Origin of the sequence: Thalassovita mediterranea (assembly GCF_001458435.1) — a bacterium.
In the GTDB taxonomy this organism is placed as follows: Bacteria; Pseudomonadota; Alphaproteobacteria; order Rhodobacterales; family Rhodobacteraceae; genus Thalassobius; species Thalassobius mediterraneus.
The window spans coordinates 26,741-47,766 of the sequence record NZ_CYSF01000005.1; the positions used below are offsets into that span (position 1 = coordinate 26,741).

A 21,026-nucleotide genomic window follows, 5' to 3' on the forward strand; every position below is an offset into this window, starting at 1 on the left:
AGACAGTTAATAACTGCGGATCAGCCCCACCAGCCGACCCTGCACTTTGACCAGGTCAGAGGGCAGAACGCGGGTTTCATAGGCAGGGTTCGCTGCTTCCAGCGCGATAGAGTTTCCTTTGCGGCGCAGGGTCTTCAGCGTTGCCTCCTGATCCTCGACCAAGGCAACGACAATATCGCCGTCATCGGCAGTACGCGTTTCGCGGATAATCACCACGTCACCGTCATTAATGCCTGCATTGATCATAGAGTCGCCGCGCACCTCAAGCGCATAGTGGTCGCCGCCAGACGACAGCATGGATCCGGGTACGGCGATGTTATGGCTGACCTCGCTGATCGCTTCAATCGGGACACCGGCGGCAATGCGGCCCATCACCGGCAGCTCCAGCGCATGCAGGTTATCGGGAATACTTGGGGCGGGCGTTTCAGGTGCTGCCGGCTTGCCCCCCTGAACCACCTTGGGGCGGAAACCAGCATCACCGCCCATGCTGTCGGGCAGTTTCACAATCTCAATCGCGCGGGCACGATGAGCTAGGCGGCGGATGAACCCGCGTTCCTCCAATGCGGTGATCAGGCGATGAATGCCGGATTTGGAGCGAAGATCCAGCGCCTCTTTCATTTCATCAAACGAGGGTGGAACGCCGTCCTGTTGCACGCGACTGTGAATGAACTGCAGCAGATCCAGCTGTTTTTTGGTCAACATGAGACGCACCCTTTGCCTGATGGTTTGGGTTTGTTCTACTCATGTTCTTGTTTTGTGTCAACCGCTGCGGCGCGTCGGTTATTTAAAATTCGATGTATTCCACCGTTGACCCAGCGGGTTTTGCATCCGAATTTGGCGGGCAGACCACCAGCGCATTTGCCGCTGCCAAAACAGAAAGGAGGGAGCTGTCCTGACGATCAAACACAGTGATTTTGCCGTCCGTGACAAGGGCGCGCATGTAGTGTTCACGCGGCCCGTTTGACCGCAGATCCGCCGTCAGCGTTGCTATTTTGCGCGGCTGCGCCTGCGTCGGCAGACCCTGCATGGCGCGCACAACAGGTAGTAGGAAAATCGCGCCGCAAACCATTGCAGATACAGGGTTTCCTGGCAGGCCGATCATCATCGCGCCACCGTGTTCCGGTGGCATTTGACCTGCCATCAGGGGTTTGCCTGGACGCATGGCTACTTTGTAAAAACTGCGCTGCGTGCCAAGGTCCGCCAAGACCGGCGCAACCAGATCGTGATCCCCAACAGAGGCCCCGCCGATGGTGATCACCAGATCGGCGCCCTTTGCCAGATCAAAGGCGGTTTTCAGGCTATCCACGTCATCGCGGGCGATGGGCAGGATGCGGCAATGCGCACCGTGTTGGTCCAGCATTGCCTTCAGGCCGAAGGTGTTGGAGGCGATTATTTGATCCGGCCCGGGCGTTTCACCGGGCATAACCAATTCGTTGCCGGTGGAGATTAGCGCCACGTCGGGGCGTTTGGCCACGGGCACCTCTGCGATGTTCATCGCGGCCAAGAGGGCGATGTCGGCAGGGCTGAGAATGCGAGGCGCGCTGAGCACGGTACCTTCGGTGAAGTCGCCGCCAGCGGGGCGGATGTTGTCGTTTGAACCGGGGGCGCGGGCGATGGTGATTGTGTCTGCGTTTCGATCCACATCCTCTTGGATCACAACGAAGAAATCGCCATCTGGCAGCGGCGCGCCGGTGAAAATACGGATTGCGTCGCCTTCGCCAACGGTGCCGTCGAAACGCTGTCCGGCGGCGGCCTCACCGACGACGATGAACTGCGCGCCGATCGCGACCGCATCGCGGTGCACCGCGTAGCCGTCCATGGCAGAGGCGGCGAAGGGGGGCTGGGTGCGTTTGGCGCTGACCTCCTCTGCCAACACGCGGCCAGCGGCCTGAACCAGCGGCACGGTTTCGCTGCCCAAGCGGGGCGTCAGGGCAAACAGATGGGCGAGGGCGTCGGCGACAGGGATCATGGTGCGGATTTCGATAGTTGTTGCGTTTCCCAATCTGCGTAGCTGACGCCACTCTCTGTTCTCCAAGAGCGACGACCATTGTCCGAACGTCCTGCGATAGCTGTAGAGGCTGCAGATGGGCTTGTGAATGCGTAGTTTTCGGTGAACTCGCCGACGCCATCTTGGACTTTGATGATACCTTTCGCAACGAACTCGGCGTGGCGAATGGCATAACCTTCATTGTGTGCGCGCGTACCTATCCATTCTGGGCGACATTGAGAACCCTTTTGAACGATGAACTCGTTTCCCTGAAGGATGGCTTCCGCTTTGATATCATGTCTTGAAACGCTCATGTAGAAACGTGTCATGCTAGCACTGTCGCCGTGTTCGTCGGACGGTCTGCTTTCGGACGGTCGACGACGAGAGTTTAGGATATCTACTCTGATTGCAGGCAGCACAATCTGAAGATTCTCAAGAAAGCGCTCCATGTTTGAGGTCGCCGCTTCATTTAAGCTGGCGCCGCCCGGCGCATTACTATTCACAAGGGTTATGCCTTCGGCAGATGCCGCAAGCTCGACCATTCGTTTTTCGAGGTAGCGAACGTGAGCTTTGTGCAATCCATCATCTGAAGATGTTATCAGGACCGCATGCTCCCACCAGTCTTTTTCGCGCGCATGATCGGCGATACGCTGCGCGAGGTTTTCGGTTTCGCCGATGTAGACTGCGTTTTTTTCGTCCAATGTCCCAAGCAGCGCGTACACGCCTGTCCGTTGGGCATCTGAGCGCCGCAGGCCTTCGGCGATTTGGGCGCGGGGCAATTTTAAGACATGGCCCGTCCAATTGAACACCTCCGCAGTCAGCATCCCGTCAGGGTCGCCGTCGACGAAAAAGAGTTCTAGAGAGCGTCCCTTCATGTAGCAGTGTAACGGCCGGATTTGCCGCCGTCTTTCAGAGTGACGTGAATGCCGCCGATTTCCATTGCCTTATCAACGGCTTTGATCATGTCATACACCGTGAGAGACGCGGTGGATACAGCGGTCAGCGCCTCCATCTCCACCCCTGTTTGGCCGGTGGTTTTCACCGTGGCTTCTACCCGCACGCCGGGCAGGTCGGGATCTAGGGTCAGGTCAACGGACACTTTGGTCACCGGCAGCGGGTGGCACAGCGGGATCAGGTCGGGCGTTTTCTTTGCACCCATGATGCCGGCCAGACGGGCCACGCCCAGCACATCGCCTTTCTTGGCGGTGCCGTCGGCGATCATCTGATACGTAGTGTCCGCCATGCGGATCCAGCCCGCCGCGGTGGCGATGCGGCTGGTAACGGCCTTGTCGGAAACATCGACCATATGGGCGTCGCCCTTGGCGTCAAAATGGGTGAGGCCGGACATAGTCACATTCCCGAAGCGGTCAGCGGGTTCGCCAACAGGCGGCGGGTGGCGCTGGCCACGTCGTCGTTGCGCATCAGGCTTTCACCAATCAAGAAGGTACGGGCGCCGTAGCGGGCCATATCGGCCAGATCCTCGGGCGTGTTGAGGCCGCTTTCACTGACCAGCATGCGATCTGCGGGCACCAGTTTCGACAGCTGGCGGGTGGTGTCCAGCGTGGTTTCAAAGGTCTTGAGATTGCGGTTGTTGATGCCGATCAGGTTCGATTTCAAATGCGTCGCGCGTTCAAGCTCTTCGGCGTCATGCACCTCGATCAGGGCGTCCATGCCCCAGTCAAATGCCGCCGCTTCCAGTTCCGCCGCCTGCGCGTCAGAGACGGAGGCCATGATGATCAGGATGCAGTCAGCCCCAAGCGCGCGGGCTTCGGCCACCTGATAGGTGTCATACATAAAATCCTTGCGCAGAACCGGCAGGCTGACGGCATCGCGGGCGGCGACCAGAAATTCCTTCGCACCTTGGAACGACGGGGTGTCGGTCAGCACGGACAGGCAAGTTGCACCGCCATCCTCATAGGCCTTGGCCAGTTCGGGGGGATTGAAATCCTCACGGATCAAACCCTTGGATGGGCTGGCTTTCTTCACCTCTGCGATCAACCCGTAGCCCTGACGGTTGGCCTTGGCCAGCGCCGCACCAAAGGGGCGCACGGGCGAGGCGGCGCGCGCCTCTGCCTCGACATCGGCTAGGGGTTTGGCGGCCTTGTCTGCGGCCACTTCTTCCAGCTTGTAGGCTTTGATTTTGTCCAGAACGGTTCCGGTGCTCATATCAGGGTCTTCCTTCAAGCTGTGGTAATGGCGGCCAGTTTTTCAACCGCCTGCATGGCCTTGCCGCTGTCGATGCTTTCGGCAGCGATTTCAACGCCTTCTTTGAGGGTGCTCACCTTATCCGCAACGATCAGCGCAGCGGCAGAGTTCAGCAGAACCGCATCGCGGTAGGCGCCTGTTTCCCCTGCCAGAAGCGCACGCATGGCGGTGGCGTTTTCGGCGGGCGATCCGCCAAGGATGTCGCGCAGGCGATGCACGGGCAGGCCCGCATCCTCTGGGTGGACCTCCAGCGGAGTGATTTTGCCCTGATCTAGCACGGCCACCTGTGTGGTGCCTGTGATGGTCAGCTCATCCGTGCCGTCGGACCCATGTACCAGCCACGCCTTTTCACTGCCCAGATCCAACAGCGTTTCCGCCATGGGGAAGATCAGGTCGACCGCAAAGGCGCCGGTCAACTGGCGTTTCACACCGGCAGGGTTGGTCAGCGGACCGAGGATGTTAAAGATGGTTTTGCAGCCCAGTTCCTGACGCACTGGCATCACGTGTTTCATCACCGGATGGTGCATCGGTGCCATCATGAAACCAATGCCTGCCTCGTCGATGGCGCGTTCGACCACATCGGGCTGCACCATCACGTCAATACCCAGCTCGCTTAGCGCATCAGCCGCGCCGGATTTGGAGCTGAGGTTGCGGTTGCCGTGTTTCGCAACAGGCACGCCCGCGCCTGCGACAACAAAGGCGGTCGCGGTGGAGATGTTCAGCGTGCCGATGCCGTCACCGCCAGTGCCGACGATATCGATCGCGCCTGCGGGGGCGGTCACTGACACGGCCTTGGCCCGCATCTGCGCGGCTGCGGCGGCGTATTCGGCGACCGATTCACCGCGCGCACGCATCGCCATCAGCAGGCCGCCCAGTTGTGCAGCGGTAGCGCCGCCTTCGAACATGATTTCAAACGCCATGTCGGCCTGTGCGCGGCTCAGCGGGCCTTCGGAGGCGGCGAAAATCAGCGGTTTGATCTGCGATGCACTGTCAGTCATTTTCATGCCGGGGCCTTCATAATGTCGAGGAAGTTCTGCAGCAGTTTGTGCCCATGTTCCGATGCAATCGATTCCGGGTGGAACTGCACGCCCTGAATGGGCAACTCACGGTGTTGCAGGCCCATGATGGTGCCATCTTCCAGTGCGGCGGTGATTTCCAGACACTCAGGCAGGGTGTCGCGATCCACCACCAGCGAATGATAGCGCGTTGCCTCGAACGGGCTGGGCAATCCCTTGAACAGGCCGAGGTTGTCGTGGTGCATCGTGCCCATTTTGCCATGCACAATCTCATGGCAGCGTACAACATTGCCGCCAAAGGCCTGACCGATGGTCTGATGGCCCAGACACACGCCCATCAAGGGCGTTTTGGTTTCCGCCGCCGCCTGCGTCAGCGCGAGGCAAATGCCTGCCTGATCCGGGTCACAGGGGCCCGGAGATAGCAGGATACCGGCGGGGTTCATCGCCATTGCCTCTTGCACGTCCAGTGCATCATTGCGTTTAACCACCACTTCGGCGCCCAATTCGCCCAAGTAATGAACCAGATTGTAGGTAAAACTGTCGTAATTATCGATCAGAAGCAGCATAGCGCCCATCTTTGTTCTTGGCAGGGCTGGTGTGCCCCCTCAGTCGCGGTATACTTGTTCAGGCTTGCGCCCCAGCGTCAAGGGGGGCAGGGGCGTCAAAGGGTCGGAAAACGACCTAATCGCAGAACATGAGGGGGCAGATGTGGCACGGGGCACGATAGGTGGATTTCTCTTGGGCACGGTGGTGGCCGTGGGTGGTGTGGCAACCGTATCGGTGATGCAGACGATGAATGCGCCGTTGCCGGACGTGGGAACAGATCCGATGCCAGAGGCGGATCCGGTGGCGACCGAACCCTTGGTGCCTGCGGGTGAGGGGGGTGATCAGCAACCCGTCGCAGAAGCGGCGGCTGACACCAGCGACGACGCTGAGGATGCGCCCGCCGCAACGGGCCCCAAAGTGACAGACGAAACCCCAGCACAACCATCTTCTGACGCCAGTGAAAGCGCCCCAGCGCAAGTGGGCGACAATGATGACAGTCCCGCGCAGACAGACACACCGATCGCGCCAGAAGCAGCCCCGGCTGAGGATGCGCTGCCAGAGGCGGCGACAAATGGCGCTGCGCGGCCGGTATCCCCAGTGGATGCGCCAGGCGCGAGTGTCCCTGCAACCGAAATCCCTGCGCCGGACGCACCGGACGCGACCGAAGAAATGGCGCCCAAGGATGACCCCGGTGCGCGCCCTGAGCTGTCCGGTGTTCGCGAACCTGCGGTGATTGTGCCTGTGCCTGATCCTGCGCCGCCGCGTCCCGCGCTGCCAAAGGTAGGCGAAGAGGTAGACACAACCCCACGTATCGGAACCCCCGCGACCCGCCTGACCGATAAGGATGAGGCAAAGGAGGAGGCCGTCGCGGCCGCTGTGGAAGCCGCAGAAATGGCGCCCTCGGCAGACACCCCTTTGCAGAAGTTTTCGGTTCCTTTTTCAAACCCTGATGGCAAACCGCTGATGTCGATCATCCTGATTGATCGCGGCGACAATGCGCTGGGGTTAGAAGCACTGGCCGCCTTCCCCTATCCGCTGACATTTGCCGTTGATGTGACAAGTGTGGAGGCCCTGGCGCGCATGCAGCAATACCGCGCGGCTGGGTTTGAGGTGATGGCATTGACCGACATCCCGCTGGGCGCCACGGCAGGTGACACGGAAACCCTGTTGCGCGCAGGTCTGCGGGAACTGCCAGAGGTCGTCGCAGTGATGGAGGGGGACGGCACTGGCCTTCAGTCAGATAAGGCGGTGTCAGATCAGCTGACCGCCGTGTTGCAGGAAACCGGCCACGGCGCAGTGTTTTTTGCCAAGGGGCTGAACACGGCGCAGAAACTGGCCAGCAAGAACGGCGTTCCTTCGGCCTCGGTCTTCCGCGATTTTGATGGAAAGGGGCAGTCGGCCACGGTGATGCGCCGCTTCCTCGATCAAGCTGCGTTCAAGGCGCGCCAACAGCCCGAAGGCGTGGTGATGGTCGGGCGTTTGCAGGCGGAGACTATATCGGCGCTCCTCCTCTGGGGGCTACAGGACCGCGCAACCCGCGTGGCGCTGGCGCCGATCTCGGCGTTGTTGCCATCTGCGCAGAACTGATCGCGCTCTCAGTTAGAAAACAAAAAACCGGTCCGCATGTGCGGGCCGGTTTTGTTTTGAATTCACTATCAGGATACCATTCAGGCGTCGCGCCACTGTCCCGGTTGCAACTGTCCCAGATGCCAATCGCCGATGCGCACGCGGATCAGCCGCAGGGTGGGAAAGCCTACAACGGCGGTCATCCGGCGAACCTGACGATTGCGTCCCTCGGAAATGGTCAGTTGCAGCCAGCTATCAGGCACGCTCTTGCGCACACGAATGGGCGGCACGCGGTCCCAGACCTCTGGCGCCTCCAACCGTTCGGCGCGGGCAGGGCGGGTCATGCCGTCCTTCAGCTCTACCCCTTTGGCAAGCCGCGCCAGCGCCTCGTCGGAAATCTCGCCCTCAACCTGCGCCCAATAGGTTTTGGTCATCTTGTGACGGGGGTTGGAGATTTTGGCCTGCAGCTTGCCATTATCTGTCAGCACCATCAGGCCTTCGCTGTCGCGATCCAGCCGCCCCGCCGGATAGACCTTCGGCACGTCGATATGATCAGACAGGGTCGCGCGCTTGCTGCCCTCGGTCCCACGATCCGTGAACTGCGACAGCACATCAAAGGGCTTGTTAAACAGGATCACCCGCGTCACGCCGCGCCCCTTTCAATGTTCAAAAATACTCCCGCCGGAGGCATGCCGCGATAGCGGCATCCCCAGCGCGACAGATCAACTGTTGCCAGATCCGGTAAACCGCGCCGCATCCGCTGCTGCGCGACGGATGGCGTTGGATTTATGAACGGTTTCCATGAATTCCGCCTCTGGATCGCTGTCATAGACGACGCCGCCCCCGGCCTGAATGTACAGCTTCTGATCCTTCACAATCGCGGTGCGCAGGGCGATACACATGTCCATATCACCACCGGCACTGAAATAGCCCAAACCGCCGCCATAGATGCCGCGCTTTTCCGGTTCCAGCTCGTCGATGATTTCCATCGCGCGCACTTTGGGTGCGCCGGAAACGGTGCCTGCGGGCATACCGGCGAAGTAGGCGTCCACGGCATCCTTGCCTTCGTCCAGTTCACCCACCACGTTGGATACGATGTGCATCACATGGCTGTAGCGTTCGATGATGAACTCTTCGGTCGGCTTTACCGTGCCGATCTTGGCGACGCGGCCCACATCGTTGCGACCTAGATCCAGCAGCATCAGGTGCTCTGCCAGCTCTTTCTGATCGGCCAGCAGATCCGCTTCCAGCGCCTTATCCTCGGCAGGCGTCGCGCCACGGGGGCGGGTGCCGGCGATGGGGCGAATGGTGACTTCGTTGTCAAAGACGCGCACCAGAATTTCCGGGCTGGCGCCCACCACCTGAAAGCCGCCAAAGTTGAAATAGAACATAAACGGCGACGGGTTGGTGCGGCGCAGCGACCGGTAAAGTGCGAAGGGCGGCAGGGTGAAATCCTGCGTCCAGCGTTGGCTGGGCACCACCTGAAAGATGTCGCCTGCGCGGATATAGTCCTTGGCCTTCTCAACAGCGGCCAGATAGGCGTCTTTGGCAAAGTTGGACTGCGGCGGCGCAACTTCATCCGCCTCACCCAGATCGCGACTGGCCTGCGGCATGGCGCGTTCCATATCGCGCACCGCGTCCATCACCCGTTCAGCGGCCTGCGCATAGGCGGCGCGGGCGGATTGGCCGTCATTGGCCCAGACGGGGGACACAACGGTTACGTCGCCTTTGACGCCGTCCAGCACAGCGACCACCGATGGGCGCATCATCACCGCATCGGGCACGCCCAGCGGATCGGGGTTCACGTTGGGCAGGTGTTCGACCAGACGGATGGTGTCATAGCCCAGATAGCCAAACAGCCCTGCGGCAGCGGCGGGGAGGTCGTCGGGCAGGTCAATCTTGCTCTCGGCAATGAGCGCACGCAGATTGTCCAGCGGGTTGCCCGCCTGATCCTCAAACGCATCCGGGTCAAAGCGCGACATGCGGTTGATCTGCGATTGTTCGCCGTGACAGCGCCAGATCACATCTGGTTTCATGCCGATGATCGAATAGCGCCCGCGCACCTCACCGCCGGTCACGGATTCAAGCATGAAGGCGTCTTTCTGCGCGCCGGTCATTTTCAGCATCAACGATACCGGCGTGTCGAGGTCGGCGGCAAGGCGTGCGTATACAACCTGATTTTCACCGGCCTCATAGGCGCGGGCGAAATCGTCGTAGGAGGGAATGAGGTCCACTGTTCGTTTTCCTTTGCGATCCCGCCTTAGCGGAAGTTTGCATGAACCGCGTTGATCGCGGTCTGGTCCAGATAGATGCCTGCCGCATCCTGAATGGCGCGGGCATAAGCAGCGTAGAGGTCATCAGACAGACCTGCATCGCCCTGTTGGGCCAGAATGTTGCGGAAGCCTGCGACCTCTACATTGTCCTGATCGGGGCTATTCACGGCCTCAAGGCTGACAATCGCCACGGTCCCATCCGCGCCCGCCACCACAGCGGCATCGCCTGCGGTCATGGCAAAGACATCGCCGATCAGCGCCGCAGGGGCATCGGTGATGAAGTCAGAGCGCATGATGTCCACCTCGGCCCGTGCGGTCAGGCCCAGTTCGTCCATGCCAGTGCCGGATTTCACTTGCGCCAGCAGCTCTTCGGCCTTGGCAGCGAGGGCTTTGGCGGTTTCATCGGCTTGCCATGCGGCGATGACTTCGGCGCGGACGGTGTCCAGCGGTTGCAGCGCGGCGGCCACATCTTCGTCAAAGCGCAGGGCGGCAATGCCACCGTCGTCCAGGCGGATGATTTCGGGGTAATCACTGGCGCTGACCGACGCGGCGGCATTGCGGAAATCGCCGTAGCCTGCGATGGGCTCTTCGCTGCCAAGGTGCCAGTCGATCGTCGCCAGTTTTGCGCCGCCTTCACCGTCCAGCTCTTCTAGCGTTGCGCCACCGGCCAAGAGGTTGTCGATGTCCTCAGACACACGTTCGATCTGGCGGCGTGCTGCATCGGTTGCCAGTTCGGCGTGCAGTTCGTCACGGGCCTGTTCCAGCGTGGTCTCAGTGCCCAAGAGAATGCCGTTGATGCGGAACAGCGCCGGACCAAGAGAGGTTTCCACAGGACCGACGATGCCAGTGCCCTGCGTTGCAAAGACCGCTTCCCCCGCAGCGCCAAGGCTGACGGCGGTGACATCACCCATGTCCACATCGGCCAGATCCAGACCACGATCAGAGACCAGATCCTCAAACGACTTCTCACCGGCATCAAAGGCGACACGTGCGGCATCAGCGCTGGCAGCGTCGGAATAGATCAAGCGTTCCACCAGACGGCGTTCGGGGACCATGTATTGGTCAATACGCTCTTCATAAAGGGCAGCGATGCGTGCCTCATCCACCTCGATCCCGGCGACTAGATCGTCGGGGGACAGCCAGATATAGGTTAGGCGTTTTTTGGCAGGGCTGGTGAATTGATCTGCGTTTTCGCTGTGGAAGGCCGCCAGCTGTTCCTCGCTCGGCGCGGCAATCGGCGCGCTGAGGTGGGTGGTGTTGAGCAGTGCCCAAGTGAAATTGCGACGCTCCCCCGCATAGCCGATCAGCGTATCGGCGTAAGTGCTGGGCATCGGCGCGCCTGCGACGATGGCGCCTTGCAGGAGGGCGCGCACCGTGTCGGCGCGCATTTCGCCTTCAAACTCGATCTCGGACAGGCCAGCCTGTTGCAGGGCAAAGCGGTAGCTTTCGCGATCAAACCCATCTGCACCTTGGAACGATCCGATAGAAAGGATCTGTTCGCTCAAGGTGGCGTCGCTGATCGACAGACCCAGCGTTGCCGCTTCGTTGTCCAGTGCAGCCTGACCAACCAGTCGGGCCAGAACAGCACGGTCGATGCCTGCGGCAAGCACCTGATTGAACGGCATGGCCGAACCGGTCTGTGCCTCAATGGCGCGGATGTCCTGTTGCAGATTGCGGGCGTATTCGTTGACGTCGATGTCTTCGTCCCCGACCGAACCGACACGGGTGATGTTGCCCGACAGGTTGGTGGCGCCAAAGCCGCCAAGCCCCACGATCAACAGGCCCATGATGCCCCACATGAAGGTTTTGGAAGTCTTGCCGCTGGCCATGTTCAGTCCTCAATAAATACGCAATCGTCCGGCGCAGGGCGCGGGGCGTGCAATCTGGTGTTGGCGAATGTTTAGGACGAAGCCCGCAGCGCCGCAAGGTCTGCCAGCGATGCAAGGCGCTGAAACAGCGTTGTAATGCCGGTGCGATCTACATTGGCAAAGGCAATCCGCAGCTGACGCGCGCCTGCGGGGTCATCCGCTGGCATAAACATGGTGCCGGGCAGGGCCAAGACGCCGATGTCACGCACCATCAGTTTGGCCAGTTCATCGGATGGCGTCACAAAGGGATGCTCCACATAGGCGAAATACGCCCCGCAACCGAGGAGCTTCCACCCCTGTGCGGCAAGTACATCAAAGCCTTCTTCAATCGCGGCGCGGCGGTCGAGGATTTCCAGACGTTCGCCCGCCAGCCAATCGCCAAGGTTCTGCATCCCCCAAAGCGCGGCGTGCTGCGCCAGTTGGTTCGGGCAGATTGTGACGGTATCGATAAACTTCTCCATTTCGGCCAGTCGTTCGGAGCTGGCAACCACGGCGCCAACACGGTGGCCTGTCAGGCGGTAGGATTTGGAGAACGAATACAGCTGGATCACCGTGTCCTGCCAATTGGCGTCCTCAAACAACTCATGCGGCGCGTCGGTCTGGGCGTGGAAATCGCGGTAGGTCTCATCAATGATTAGGGCAAGGCCGTGATCGCGCGCCAGATCGCGGAAGGCGGCGATCAGATCGGCGGGGTATTCCACACCGCAGGGGTTGTTGGGGCTGACCAAAACGATGGCGCGGGTGCGCTCGGTGATCTTGGCCGCAGCCTCTGCCACATCGGGCAGCATCCCGGTGCCACAGGGCAGCGGCACAGTGCGTACGCCCTGCATATCCAGCCACATTTTGTGATTGAAATACCAAGGGGTTGGCAGGATCACCTCATCCCCTTCGTTACACAGCGAGATGATCGCCGCACAAAACGCCTGATTGCAGCCAGACGTGATGGCGACCTGATCCGCGCTGACCTGTCCGTTGTAGGTGGCGCTGACGGATTGGGCCAATTCTGCACGTAATTCGGGCAGGCCGAGGTCGGGGCCATAAAGATGCGCCTCTGGCAGATTGAGGGCGGTGTCGGCAATGGCGCGACGCAGTCCTTCGGGCGGCGGATCAACCGGCGCGGCCTGTGACACATTGATTAACGGGCGTTCCGGCGGAAAATCAACACCTTGCAACCAGCGCCGGGCCTCCATCACGGGCGGGGCAAATGTGGTCATGGTGCGCGCGTTGTTCATCTGTCGATCCTTCCTTGTGCGGTGGCGAGGATAGGCAGTTCGCAGGTCGGGGCAAGTGTGAAAACGCTCGTTGCAGATGCTACGGTAAGACGCCTTTCGCGCGCATCAATCGGTGGCTGGGCATGCTTGTGGCGAACGTCCAGCGGAAGGGTAGGCAAAGAAAAAGGCGCCACTATGAGCGCCCTTTACGTTCGTCTTGATCTGTGTTGATCAATCGGTGCCGCGGTAGGGTTCGACGTATTGCAGTGCCATGTCCCATGGGAAGAAGATCCAGGTGTCTTGGCTAACTTCGGTGATGAAGGTTTCGACCTGCGGGCGGCCTTTGGGTTTGGCGTAAACGGTGGCGAAATGCGCTTTGGGGTACAGATTGCGCACCAGTTCCAGAGTTTTGCCGCTGTCCACCAGATCGTCGATGATCAAGATGCCTTCGCCGTCGCCCATCAGGTCGGCATTGGGGGCTTTCAGCACCTCGGCTTCGCCGCGCTCTTGATGGTGGTAGGATTTCACGCTGATGGTATCGACGGTGCGAATATCCAGCTCGCGGGCGATGATCATCGCCGGTGCCATGCCACCACGGGTGATTGCCACGATACCGCGCCATGCGCCATCATCAGGTCCCTGACCGTCCAGACGCCATGCCAGCGCACGGCTGTCGCGGTGGATCTGGTCCCAGCTGATATGAAACCCTTTTTCGTGTGGCAGACGGTCGGTCATGGCTTCCCTCATACGGAATTATGGGCGTTTGCGCCGTTGTTTTCGATTAGCCACGGGCGATAGCGCGCCCCAAAGGGCAACGCAAGGAAAAGCGGGTTCTACGGTGTAAAAACCGTCAAAAAACACCGCTGCTCAGGGTTAGCGGCAGCCGAACTCTTGTTTGATCGCCTTCACGCGGGCGCGGTTTGCGGCGCTGCTTTGGCCGCAATGCCGTTCACATGGCACGCCGTCATTGTCACCATCGGCACGGGCGTAGCCGCAGACACACCACTGATAGACCGCATCGCGGCAGCTACGCACACGACCGCATGCCTTGCCACAGCTGTAAGATTGCGCGGATTGATAAGGGAGAAAGGGCAAGGTGATCGCGCGGCTGTGGTTGTCGCTGGCCCAAACGGGCAGCGATAGGCAGCAGGCGATCACCGCTGCGATTGGTCTTTGCGGCATGTTCGTCTTCTGGGTTTCGGGTATTGCCTGAGACTTAACTTAGGAGTGTAAAATCCGCAATCCGTCACGGCTATCTGTTGATCAGAAGCGACAGCCCCAAAACGCCAACTGTTGCGCCACACAGGCGGTCCACGATGGATTTTGCCCTGATATACAGGGCGCGCGCCTGTGGTGTGGTGAAAATCAGGACAAATCCGGTGTAAACGGTCATTTCCATACCGAAAACAACGCCCAGAATGGCCGCTTGGCTGCTGAGCGTCAGCGGGTCGGGAAAAATGGTGACGAATACCGCAGAATAATACAGCGCCGCCTTGGGGTTGGCGAAGTTGGTGAGGAGCCCGCCGGTAAAGCCGGTCATCACCTTGTGCTGCGATACCTCGACCACGGGGCGATCTGCACTGCGCCAGATTTGTAGCGCCATCCAAATCAAGTAAGCGGCGCCGATGATTTTCATCGCTGAAAACAGCCAAGGCAATGCGGCGAAAACCAACGACAGCCCCGCAAAGGCAAAGCTGGCCCAAATCGTCGCGGCCAATCCCAGCCCAAGACCAAAGCGCAGCCCCATGCCGCGACCGTGGGCAAAGCTTTGTTGCATCAACGACATCACAGCAGGTCCAGGACTGAGGAGCGCTACCAGCTGTGTCGCCATCAACAGCCAGATCTGATCCATCGCAAGGTCCATCATTCCGTATTTTCCTAAAATTCGCGGCGGTTGAAATAGGTTCGCAACGGTCAAGTGTTTGACTTTGTTCGAATGACCGCCAAATGTGCGTTAACCGCGGCGTTTAGGGGATGCTGCGAAGCCTCGCAACCCTCTCTCTGATCAAAGAGGGATAGGGCCGAGGGCAGGGACAACAAAGACATGGGCTACGCGCCCTGAAAGGAACCACAATGACAGATCGCAGCGGAATTTTTGCGGGTGATGATCCGTTCCAGATCGCCCGCGATTGGCTAGCAGAAGCTGAGAAGACCGAGGTGAACGATCCTAACGCCATCGCTTTGTCCACGGTTGATAGCAACGGGCTGCCGAATGCGCGCATGGTTCTGCTGAAGGACATCGAGGATGGGGCGTTTGTGTTTTACACCAACTACGAAAGCGCCAAGGCAGGGGAGCTGGATCAGGCGGGCAAAGCGGCCTTTGTGATGCATTGGAAATCACTGCGCCGCCAGATCCGCGTGCGTGGCATTGTCACCCGCGAAGACGGACCGCAGGCGGATGAATATTATCACTCGCGTTCGCTGAAATCACGTCTGGGGGCATGGGCATCGCGCCAGTCGCAGCCGCTATCATCGCGCACCGCACTGATGGCCGAGGTAGCCAAAGTGACAGCCCAACATGGGCCAAATCCCGCGCGCCCCCCCTTTTGGGGAGGTTTCAGAATCACGCCGGTTGAGATTGAATTCTGGGCAGACGGGGCATTTCGACTGCATGACCGCTTCGTCTGGCGGCGTGAAAATGCCAATGAAAACTGGGACGTGCAGCGACTGAACCCTTGAGGCAGTCGCTCAGATCGTGTTGATGCAAAGGAAAAAAATTCATTTTTTGCCTTGCATGACGCGGTAACGTGTCACATGAAATGTGGTGGGGATGACGATCATGTGGGTAACAAAGCAGTGACAACGGAAACAGAAGGCGCCCGTAGGGTATCTGGCCTGGTAAAATGGTTCGACCCCGTCAAAGGGTTCGGATTTGTAGTGGCCGATGAAGGGGGACCTGATATCCTGCTGCATGCCAACGTTTTGCGCAATTTTGGGCAAAGCTCGGTAGCGGACGGTGCAAAAATCGAACTGAACGTACAAAGTACGGATCGCGGCATTCAGGCGACAGAGGTGTTCACAATCGAACCGCCCGTCGCTGCTGAAAGCGCGACATTGGCGGATTTCGAAGATATCGATCCAGCTGTGATCGAAGCAGCGACGCTCGAACCAGCGCGTGTTAAATGGTTCGACAAGGGCAAGGGGTTTGGCTTTGCCAATATCTTTGGTCGTGGCGAAGACGTATTTGTGCATGTCGAAGTGCTGCGTTGATCGGGCCTTGCGGATCTGCAACCGGGCGAAGCGGTCGGTTTGCGTGTGATCGATGGTAAACGGGGGCGTATGGCCACCGAGGTTTGCGCCTGGGAAGCGGCGCTAAAGAATGACTGATCAGCGATCAACTGATCAAAAGGGGCGGCGCGGTCACATTGGCCTTGCCGCTTTTTTATTGGCTGTTGTGCCTCAGATCGCGATTGCCGAATGCCGGCTGGACCGTGTTGATTTGCGTGGCGACTGGGGGCAGGCGTCCTTTCAAGTTGAATTGGCCGATGAGCCCGAAGAGCGTCAGCGCGGTTTGATGTTTCGCCGCGAGATGGCGCCTAGGGCCGGGATGCTGTTTGCCTATGGCCGCGAACAGACCGTCGCGTTTTGGATGCGGAACACATATTTGGCGCTGGATCTGATTTTCACTGACGGGCAGGGTGTTGTTCAGCGCATTCATTATGATGCGGTGCCCTTGGATGAAACATTGATCCACGGGGGCAATAACATTCAGTACGTGCTGGAGGTAAATGCCGGCATGGCGGCGCGTTTGCGTCTGGATGTGGGTAGCGAATTGCGCCATCCGGCCATCAAAGATGCCGCATGGTCCTGTGAATGATCGCAGAATTCGCGCTGCTTTGTCGGCTTGGCAAAATTTTCTGCCCTAAGAATGCAATTGATGTGATTTTCGCTCTTTTCAATCCTATCAGTAGCAGGTAGACCGCTGCCACGGTCCGGGGCGTAGCGCAGTCTGGTAGCGCACCTGTTTTGGGTACAGGGGGTCGTGAGTTCGAATCTCGCCGCCCCGACCACTTCCACACATAACCCTACAATGCTTTGACTGCCTTTTGGGCGGAGGCGGCGTTGTTGTGGTTATCAATAAATGGTTGGTGCAGAATCAAAACACGCGGATGTCACGCGTTTTTTGCTGCGCCGATCTGCGCAACTGCTGAAAAATCCGGCAAGAGAGAGTGGCCTGCAAATGCCGTGCCATTTGCGGGTGCAGAATGTCAAAAAATGCGCTTTTCCATCGGTGTTTGTCGGGACTTTCTCACCTCGTCCAATAGGACAAGGGGGATGCAAACATGGGCAGAAAAGTCACGTTACGCAGAATCGTGGAAGCCCTTGTGGACATGGGCGTGGGTGCCCTTCGTCAAGGAAAAAAAAGTAAAATAGTCGTTGACCGCCTAGGTCTAGATACGCCACCTTGTGTGGGCCAGCGGCGCGCAACACCAGATGTTGTAGCCTTGGGCGGCAGGGACATATTCTTTACCATTGGGGCATTGCCCTAGCGCATAGACGCGGAACGCTGATGCGGGCCGTGCCCGGATAACCTGTGTGCGCCGCGCCGTTGGCACGAAATATCCCGTGTGGGGCGCACTGTAGGTGCGTGCGGGGTGTTGGCCGGAATTTTACGGCTTGGACATATGGCTTAGACGGGGCAGCGTTGCGATGCAGATTGAGCGGAAATTCACCACAGCCGGACAGGACGCCTATGCGGCGTTGGCGTTCACCAAGACAACTTCGGAAATCCGAAACCCCGATGGCACCGTGGTGTTCCATTTGGCGGATGTGGAGGTGCCCGATAGCTGGTCGCAGGTGGCATCCGATGTGATCGCGCAAAAATATTTCCGCAAGGCAGGCGTTCCAGTCGAGCTGAAAAAGGTGAAAGAGGCAGGTGTTCCTGAATTTCTGTGGCGGTCAGTGCCGGCGGACAAAGGCACCGAATTGGGTGGCGAAACCTCCGCCAAGCAGGTGTTTGACCGCCTGGCAGGCGCATGGACCTATTGGGGCTGGAAAGGTGGCTATTTCAGCACCGAAGAAGACGCGCGCAGCTATTACGATGAAATGCGCTACATGCTGGCGACGCAACGCGCGGCGCCCAATTCGCCGCAATGGTTTAACACGGGCCTGCATTGGGCCTATGGCATTGATGGTCCGGGGCAGGGGCATCACTATGTCGATTATAAAACAGGCAAGCTGACCAAATCGAAATCCGCCTATGAACATCCGCAGCCGCATGCGTGTTTCATTCAGTCGGTGTCGGATGATCTGGTGAACGAAGGCGGCATCATGGACCTTTGGGTGCGCGAGGCGCGGCTGTTCAAATACGGGTCGGGTACGGGCACCAACTTTTCTTCCCTGCGGGCTGAGGGGGAACGTCTGGCGGGCGGCGGTAAATCCTCGGGCTTGATGGGGTTCCTGAAAATCGGTGACCGTGCGGCGGGTGCGATCAAATCAGGTGGGACCACACGTCGCGCGGCCAAGATGGTGATCTGTGACGTTGATCACCCCGATATTGAGCAGTTCGTGAACTGGAAGGTGAAGGAAGAGCAAAAGGTTGCCTCCATCGTTGCAGGTTCCAAAATGCACGAGGCCAAGCTGAATGCGATTTTCGCTGCGATCCGTGATTGGGACGGCGCGATTGAGGATGCGACTGACCCCAAGGTGAACGTGGGGCTGAAGGCGGCGGTGCGCGACGCCAAGAAGGTGGCGATCCCCGAAACCTATGTGAAGCGTGTGCTGGATTACGCGCGCCAAGGCTATGACAGTATTGAGTTTCCGACATACGACACCGACTGGGACAGCGAAGCCTATGCGTCTGTGTCGGGCCAGAATTCCAACAACTCTGTCCGTGTGACGGATGCGTTTCTGCAGGCGGTGAAGGCGGATGAGGACTGGGCGCTGCTGAACCGCACCGACGGTCAGGTCGCCAAAACGGTGAAGGCGCGTGAGCTGTGGGAAGATATCGGCCACGCCGCATGGGCCTGCGCCGATCCTGGTATTCAGTTTCACGACACGGTCAACGCCTGGCACACCTGTTTGGAAGACGGTGAAATCCGTGGCTCAAATCCTTGTTCTGAATACATGTTCCTGGATGATACCGCGTGTAACCTGGCATCGATGAACCTGCTGACCTTCTACAAAGACGGCGTATTTCAGGTCGAGGATTACATGCACGCGACCCGCCTGTGGACGGTGACGCTGGAAATCTCTGTCACCATGGCGCAGTTCCCGTCGAAGGAGATTGCCCAGCGGTCTTATGATTTCCGCACGTTGGGTTTGGGGTACGCCAACATCGGCGGCCTGCTGATGAACATGGGGCTGGGCTATGACAGCGATCAGGGACGCGCAATGGGCGCGGCGCTGACTGCGATCATGACCGGCGTGTCCTACGCAACCTCAGCCGAGATGGCGGGCGAACTAGGCGCCTTTGCGGGGTATGAGCGCAACAAACAGCATATGCTGCGGGTCATTCGCAATCACCGTACCGCGGCGTATGGCGCTACCGAAGGCTACGAGGCACTGGCGGTGAAACCCGTGCCGCTGGATCTGGCGAATGTGCCGGATCAGCGTTTGGGTGAATTGGCGATGCAGGCTTGGGATCGCGCGCTGGAGCTGGGTGAGGAGTTTGGCTACCGCAACGCGCAGGTGTCGGTGATTGCGCCCACGGGCACCATTGGTCTGGTAATGGATTGTGACACCACGGGGATCGAACCGGACTTTGCGCTGGTGAAATTCAAGAAACTGGCCGGTGGTGGGTATTTCAAAATCATCAACCGGTCTGTTCCTAAGGCGCTGGAAAACCTAGGCTATTCGGCGGCAGAGATTGAACAGATCATCGCCTACGCGGTGGGCCATGGCAGCATGGGCAATGCGCCGGGCATCAACCATACGGCGCTGTACGGTCATGGGTTCACCTCTGCCGAGGTGGAAAAGGTTGAGGCCGCATTGGCCAGTGCTTTTGACATCCGGTTTGTGTTCAACCAGTGGACGCTGGGCGAGGCGTTCTGTCGCGATACGCTGGGCATTCCGGCGGATCGTCTGGTGGACCCGTCCTTTGACCTGTTGCGCCACCTTGGGTTCAGTCGTGCGGACATTGAGGCGGCAAATGATCACGTCTGTGGCACCATGACGCTGGAAGGTGCGCCGCATCTGAAAGAAGAGCATTACCACATCTTTGACTGCGCCAATCCCTGCGGCAAAAAGGGCAAGCGTTATCTGAGTGTTGATAGCCACATCACCATGATGGCTGCGGCGCAAAGCTTCATCTCGGGCGCGATTTCCAAGACGATCAACATGCCCAACGACGCCACGATTGAAGACTGCAAAGCCGCCTATGAGCTGAGCTGGTCTTTGGGCATCAAGGCAAACGCGCTCTACCGCGATGGATCAAAACTTAGCCAGCCCTTGGCGGCGGCCTTGATCGAGGATGATGAAGACGCGGCAGAGGTTCTGGAAACTGGCACCCCGCAGGAAAAAGCGCAGGTTCTGGCAGAAAAGGTCGTCGAAAAGGTCGTCATCAAAGAGCTGGTGCGCAGCCACCGCGAAAAGATGCCCGAGCGGCGCAAAGGCTACACACAAAAAGCCGTGGTCGGCGGGCATAAGGTCTACCTCCGTACGGGGGAGTATGGTGACGGTTCGCTGGGTGAGATTTTCATCGACATGCACAAGGAAGGCGCAGGGTTCCGCGCGATGATGAACAACTTCGCCATCGCGGTGTCGGTTGGCCTACAATACGGTGTCCCGCTGGAGGAGTTTGTCGACGCTTTCACCTTCACCAAGTTTGAGCCGTCGGGGATTGTGCAGGGCAACGATTCAATCAAAAATGCCACCTCGATCCTTGATTACATCTTCCGCGAACTGGCGGTCAGCTATTTGGATCGCACCGATCTGGCCCATGTGAAACCGCAGGGCGCTACATTCGACGATATCGGGCGCGGCGCTGAGGAAGGCGTCAGCAACGTTGAAGAGCTGAGTGAAACTGCGGCAACTAAATCCTTGGAAATGCTAAAACAAATCAGTTCCACCGGCTATCTGCGTAAACGGATGCCGCAGGATCTGATGGGCATGCAGATGCCAGCAACGCATTCAGATGTGGCCGTAGCCCCTGCGCCGAGCCAGACGGCTGCGTCGTCGTCGCCGGCGGTGGATGCACGTTCCAAGGCCAAGATGCAGGGCTATGAGGGCGAAGCCTGCGGTGATTGCGGCAACTACACATTGGTGCGCAATGGCACCTGCATGAAGTGCAACACCTGCGGCGCAACATCGGGCTGCAGTTAAGACTTAGGTTCCGGGACGGGTGCGCCTGTCCCAGATGCGGAATGGGCATACAGGCAAATCATTATCGGGCAGTAAACTACGTGCCCATTTCG

Annotated in this window: 18 protein-coding genes, 1 tRNA gene and 1 pseudogene; 6 read left to right on the forward strand and 14 right to left on the reverse strand. The window is 59.2% G+C overall.

All coding sequences use genetic code 11. The features are described from left to right. Positions 1-6: 6 nt before the first annotated feature. The 7 genes from lexA to TM5383_RS03140 all read right to left on the reverse strand — a co-directional run bounded on the left by lexA (position 7) and on the right by TM5383_RS03140 (position 5,774). Positions 7-702 carry a transcriptional repressor LexA gene (gene lexA, locus TM5383_RS03110; RefSeq protein ID WP_058317601.1) on the reverse strand — a complete coding sequence of 232 codons (696 nt, stop codon included), beginning with the start codon at positions 700-702 and terminating at the stop codon, positions 7-9. An 82-nt stretch (positions 703-784) separates the two neighbouring features. Continuing rightward, complete coding sequence (locus tag TM5383_RS03115; RefSeq protein WP_058317602.1) at positions 785-1,969, reverse strand: molybdopterin molybdotransferase MoeA; 1,185 nt, start codon at positions 1,967-1,969, stop codon at positions 785-787. Next, entirely contained in the window at positions 1,966-2,862 is an 897-nt protein-coding gene (locus TM5383_RS03120) for a GIY-YIG nuclease family protein (RefSeq protein WP_058317603.1), read from the reverse strand. Before TM5383_RS03120 ends, TM5383_RS03115 begins: the two co-directional genes overlap by 4 nt. Next, positions 2,859-3,335 (reverse strand): cyclic pyranopterin monophosphate synthase MoaC, encoded by a 477-nt coding sequence (gene moaC, locus TM5383_RS03125; protein WP_058317604.1) that lies wholly within the window; start codon positions 3,333-3,335, stop codon positions 2,859-2,861. The genes TM5383_RS03120 and moaC overlap by 4 nt, the downstream gene beginning before the upstream one ends. 2 nt (positions 3,336-3,337) lie before the next feature. Beyond that, positions 3,338-4,153: an indole-3-glycerol phosphate synthase TrpC gene (gene trpC, locus TM5383_RS03130; protein WP_058317605.1), complete on the reverse strand. Its 816-nt coding sequence runs from the start codon at positions 4,151-4,153 to the stop codon at positions 3,338-3,340. A gap of 14 nt (positions 4,154-4,167) precedes the next feature. Next, positions 4,168-5,190 (reverse strand): anthranilate phosphoribosyltransferase, encoded by a 1,023-nt coding sequence (gene trpD / locus TM5383_RS03135; RefSeq protein ID WP_058317753.1) that lies wholly within the window; start codon positions 5,188-5,190, stop codon positions 4,168-4,170. A gap of 2 nt (positions 5,191-5,192) precedes the next feature. Then, a complete protein-coding gene (locus TM5383_RS03140; RefSeq protein ID WP_058317754.1) occupies positions 5,193-5,774 on the reverse strand; it encodes an anthranilate synthase component II in 582 nt (193 codons plus the stop codon). 142 nt (positions 5,775-5,916) lie between these two features. Here TM5383_RS03140 and TM5383_RS03145 point away from each other — a divergent pair, with 142 nt between their 5' ends. After that, positions 5,917-7,341, forward strand: coding sequence for a divergent polysaccharide deacetylase family protein (locus TM5383_RS03145; protein WP_143570320.1), 1,425 nt, complete (start codon positions 5,917-5,919; stop codon positions 7,339-7,341). An 80-nt stretch (positions 7,342-7,421) separates the two neighbouring features. Here the strand turns inward: TM5383_RS03145 and TM5383_RS03150 are convergent, their stop codons facing one another. From TM5383_RS03150 to TM5383_RS03180, 7 genes are all read right to left on the reverse strand, one after another. Next, entirely contained in the window at positions 7,422-7,967 is a 546-nt protein-coding gene (locus tag TM5383_RS03150; protein ID WP_058317607.1) for a pseudouridine synthase, read from the reverse strand. Between the two features lie 75 nt (positions 7,968-8,042). Continuing rightward, complete coding sequence (trpE, locus tag TM5383_RS03155; protein ID WP_058317608.1) at positions 8,043-9,554, reverse strand: anthranilate synthase component I; 1,512 nt, start codon at positions 9,552-9,554, stop codon at positions 8,043-8,045. A gap of 26 nt (positions 9,555-9,580) precedes the next feature. Further along, positions 9,581-11,422, reverse strand: coding sequence for a peptidylprolyl isomerase (locus tag TM5383_RS03160; RefSeq protein ID WP_058317609.1), 1,842 nt, complete (start codon positions 11,420-11,422; stop codon positions 9,581-9,583). A 71-nt stretch (positions 11,423-11,493) separates the two neighbouring features. Continuing rightward, entirely contained in the window at positions 11,494-12,693 is a 1,200-nt protein-coding gene (locus tag TM5383_RS03165) for an aminotransferase (RefSeq protein WP_058317610.1), read from the reverse strand. A gap of 210 nt (positions 12,694-12,903) precedes the next feature. After that, positions 12,904-13,407 (reverse strand): xanthine phosphoribosyltransferase, encoded by a 504-nt coding sequence (gene gpt, locus TM5383_RS03170; protein ID WP_058317611.1) that lies wholly within the window; start codon positions 13,405-13,407, stop codon positions 12,904-12,906. A gap of 138 nt (positions 13,408-13,545) precedes the next feature. Then, positions 13,546-13,854 (reverse strand): hypothetical protein, encoded by a 309-nt coding sequence (locus TM5383_RS03175; protein ID WP_058317612.1) that lies wholly within the window; start codon positions 13,852-13,854, stop codon positions 13,546-13,548. 70 nt (positions 13,855-13,924) lie between these two features. Further along, complete coding sequence (locus TM5383_RS03180; RefSeq protein ID WP_058317613.1) at positions 13,925-14,539, reverse strand: LysE family translocator; 615 nt, start codon at positions 14,537-14,539, stop codon at positions 13,925-13,927. Between the two features lie 206 nt (positions 14,540-14,745). Between TM5383_RS03180 and pdxH the strand changes: the two genes are divergently transcribed. From pdxH to TM5383_RS03205, 5 genes and pseudogenes are all read left to right on the forward strand, one after another. After that, a complete protein-coding gene (gene pdxH / locus TM5383_RS03185) occupies positions 14,746-15,351 on the forward strand; it encodes a pyridoxamine 5'-phosphate oxidase (RefSeq protein ID WP_058317614.1) in 606 nt (201 codons plus the stop codon). Between the two features lie 117 nt (positions 15,352-15,468). Next, positions 15,469-15,999: pseudogene (locus TM5383_RS03190) on the forward strand (cold-shock protein). Then, positions 15,992-16,489, forward strand: coding sequence for a DUF192 domain-containing protein (locus tag TM5383_RS03195; protein ID WP_058317615.1), 498 nt, complete (start codon positions 15,992-15,994; stop codon positions 16,487-16,489). The pseudogene TM5383_RS03190 and the gene TM5383_RS03195 overlap by 8 nt, the downstream one beginning before the upstream one ends. 116 nt (positions 16,490-16,605) lie before the next feature. After that, positions 16,606-16,682, forward strand: a tRNA-Pro gene (locus TM5383_RS03200). Positions 16,683-17,322: 640 nt separating this feature from the next. Then, positions 17,323-20,934: a vitamin B12-dependent ribonucleotide reductase gene (locus tag TM5383_RS03205; RefSeq protein WP_058317616.1), complete on the forward strand. Its 3,612-nt coding sequence runs from the start codon at positions 17,323-17,325 to the stop codon at positions 20,932-20,934. Positions 20,935-21,026: the final 92 nt, after the last annotated feature.

Bases quoted from the DNA above. Each gene is read 5' to 3' on its own strand.
- TM5383_RS03140 (WP_058317754.1), bottom strand. From the start codon at position 5,774: ATGCTGCTTCTGATCGATAATTACGACAGTTTTACCTACAATCTGGTT.
- TM5383_RS03160 (WP_058317609.1), bottom strand. From the start codon at position 11,422: ATGGCCAGCGGCAAGACTTCCAAAACCTTCATGTGGGGCATCATGGGC.
- TM5383_RS03205 (WP_058317616.1), top strand. From the start codon at position 17,323: ATGCAGATTGAGCGGAAATTCACCACAGCCGGACAGGACGCCTATGCG.
- lexA (WP_058317601.1), bottom strand. From the start codon at position 702: ATGTTGACCAAAAAACAGCTGGATCTGCTGCAGTTCATTCACAGTCGC.
- moaC (WP_058317604.1), bottom strand. From the start codon at position 3,335: ATGTCCGGCCTCACCCATTTTGACGCCAAGGGCGACGCCCATATGGTC.
- TM5383_RS03165 (WP_058317610.1), bottom strand. From the start codon at position 12,693: ATGAACAACGCGCGCACCATGACCACATTTGCCCCGCCCGTGATGGAG.
- TM5383_RS03180 (WP_058317613.1), bottom strand. From the start codon at position 14,539: ATGATGGACCTTGCGATGGATCAGATCTGGCTGTTGATGGCGACACAG.
- trpD (WP_058317753.1), bottom strand. From the start codon at position 5,190: ATGACTGACAGTGCATCGCAGATCAAACCGCTGATTTTCGCCGCCTCC.
- TM5383_RS03115 (WP_058317602.1), bottom strand. From the start codon at position 1,969: ATGATCCCTGTCGCCGACGCCCTCGCCCATCTGTTTGCCCTGACGCCC.
- gpt (WP_058317611.1), bottom strand. From the start codon at position 13,407: ATGACCGACCGTCTGCCACACGAAAAAGGGTTTCATATCAGCTGGGAC.
- TM5383_RS03195 (WP_058317615.1), top strand. From the start codon at position 15,992: ATGACTGATCAGCGATCAACTGATCAAAAGGGGCGGCGCGGTCACATT.
- TM5383_RS03120 (WP_058317603.1), bottom strand. From the start codon at position 2,862: ATGAAGGGACGCTCTCTAGAACTCTTTTTCGTCGACGGCGACCCTGAC.
- pdxH (WP_058317614.1), top strand. From the start codon at position 14,746: ATGACAGATCGCAGCGGAATTTTTGCGGGTGATGATCCGTTCCAGATC.
- trpC (WP_058317605.1), bottom strand. From the start codon at position 4,153: ATGAGCACCGGAACCGTTCTGGACAAAATCAAAGCCTACAAGCTGGAA.
- TM5383_RS03175 (WP_058317612.1), bottom strand. From the start codon at position 13,854: ATGCCGCAAAGACCAATCGCAGCGGTGATCGCCTGCTGCCTATCGCTG.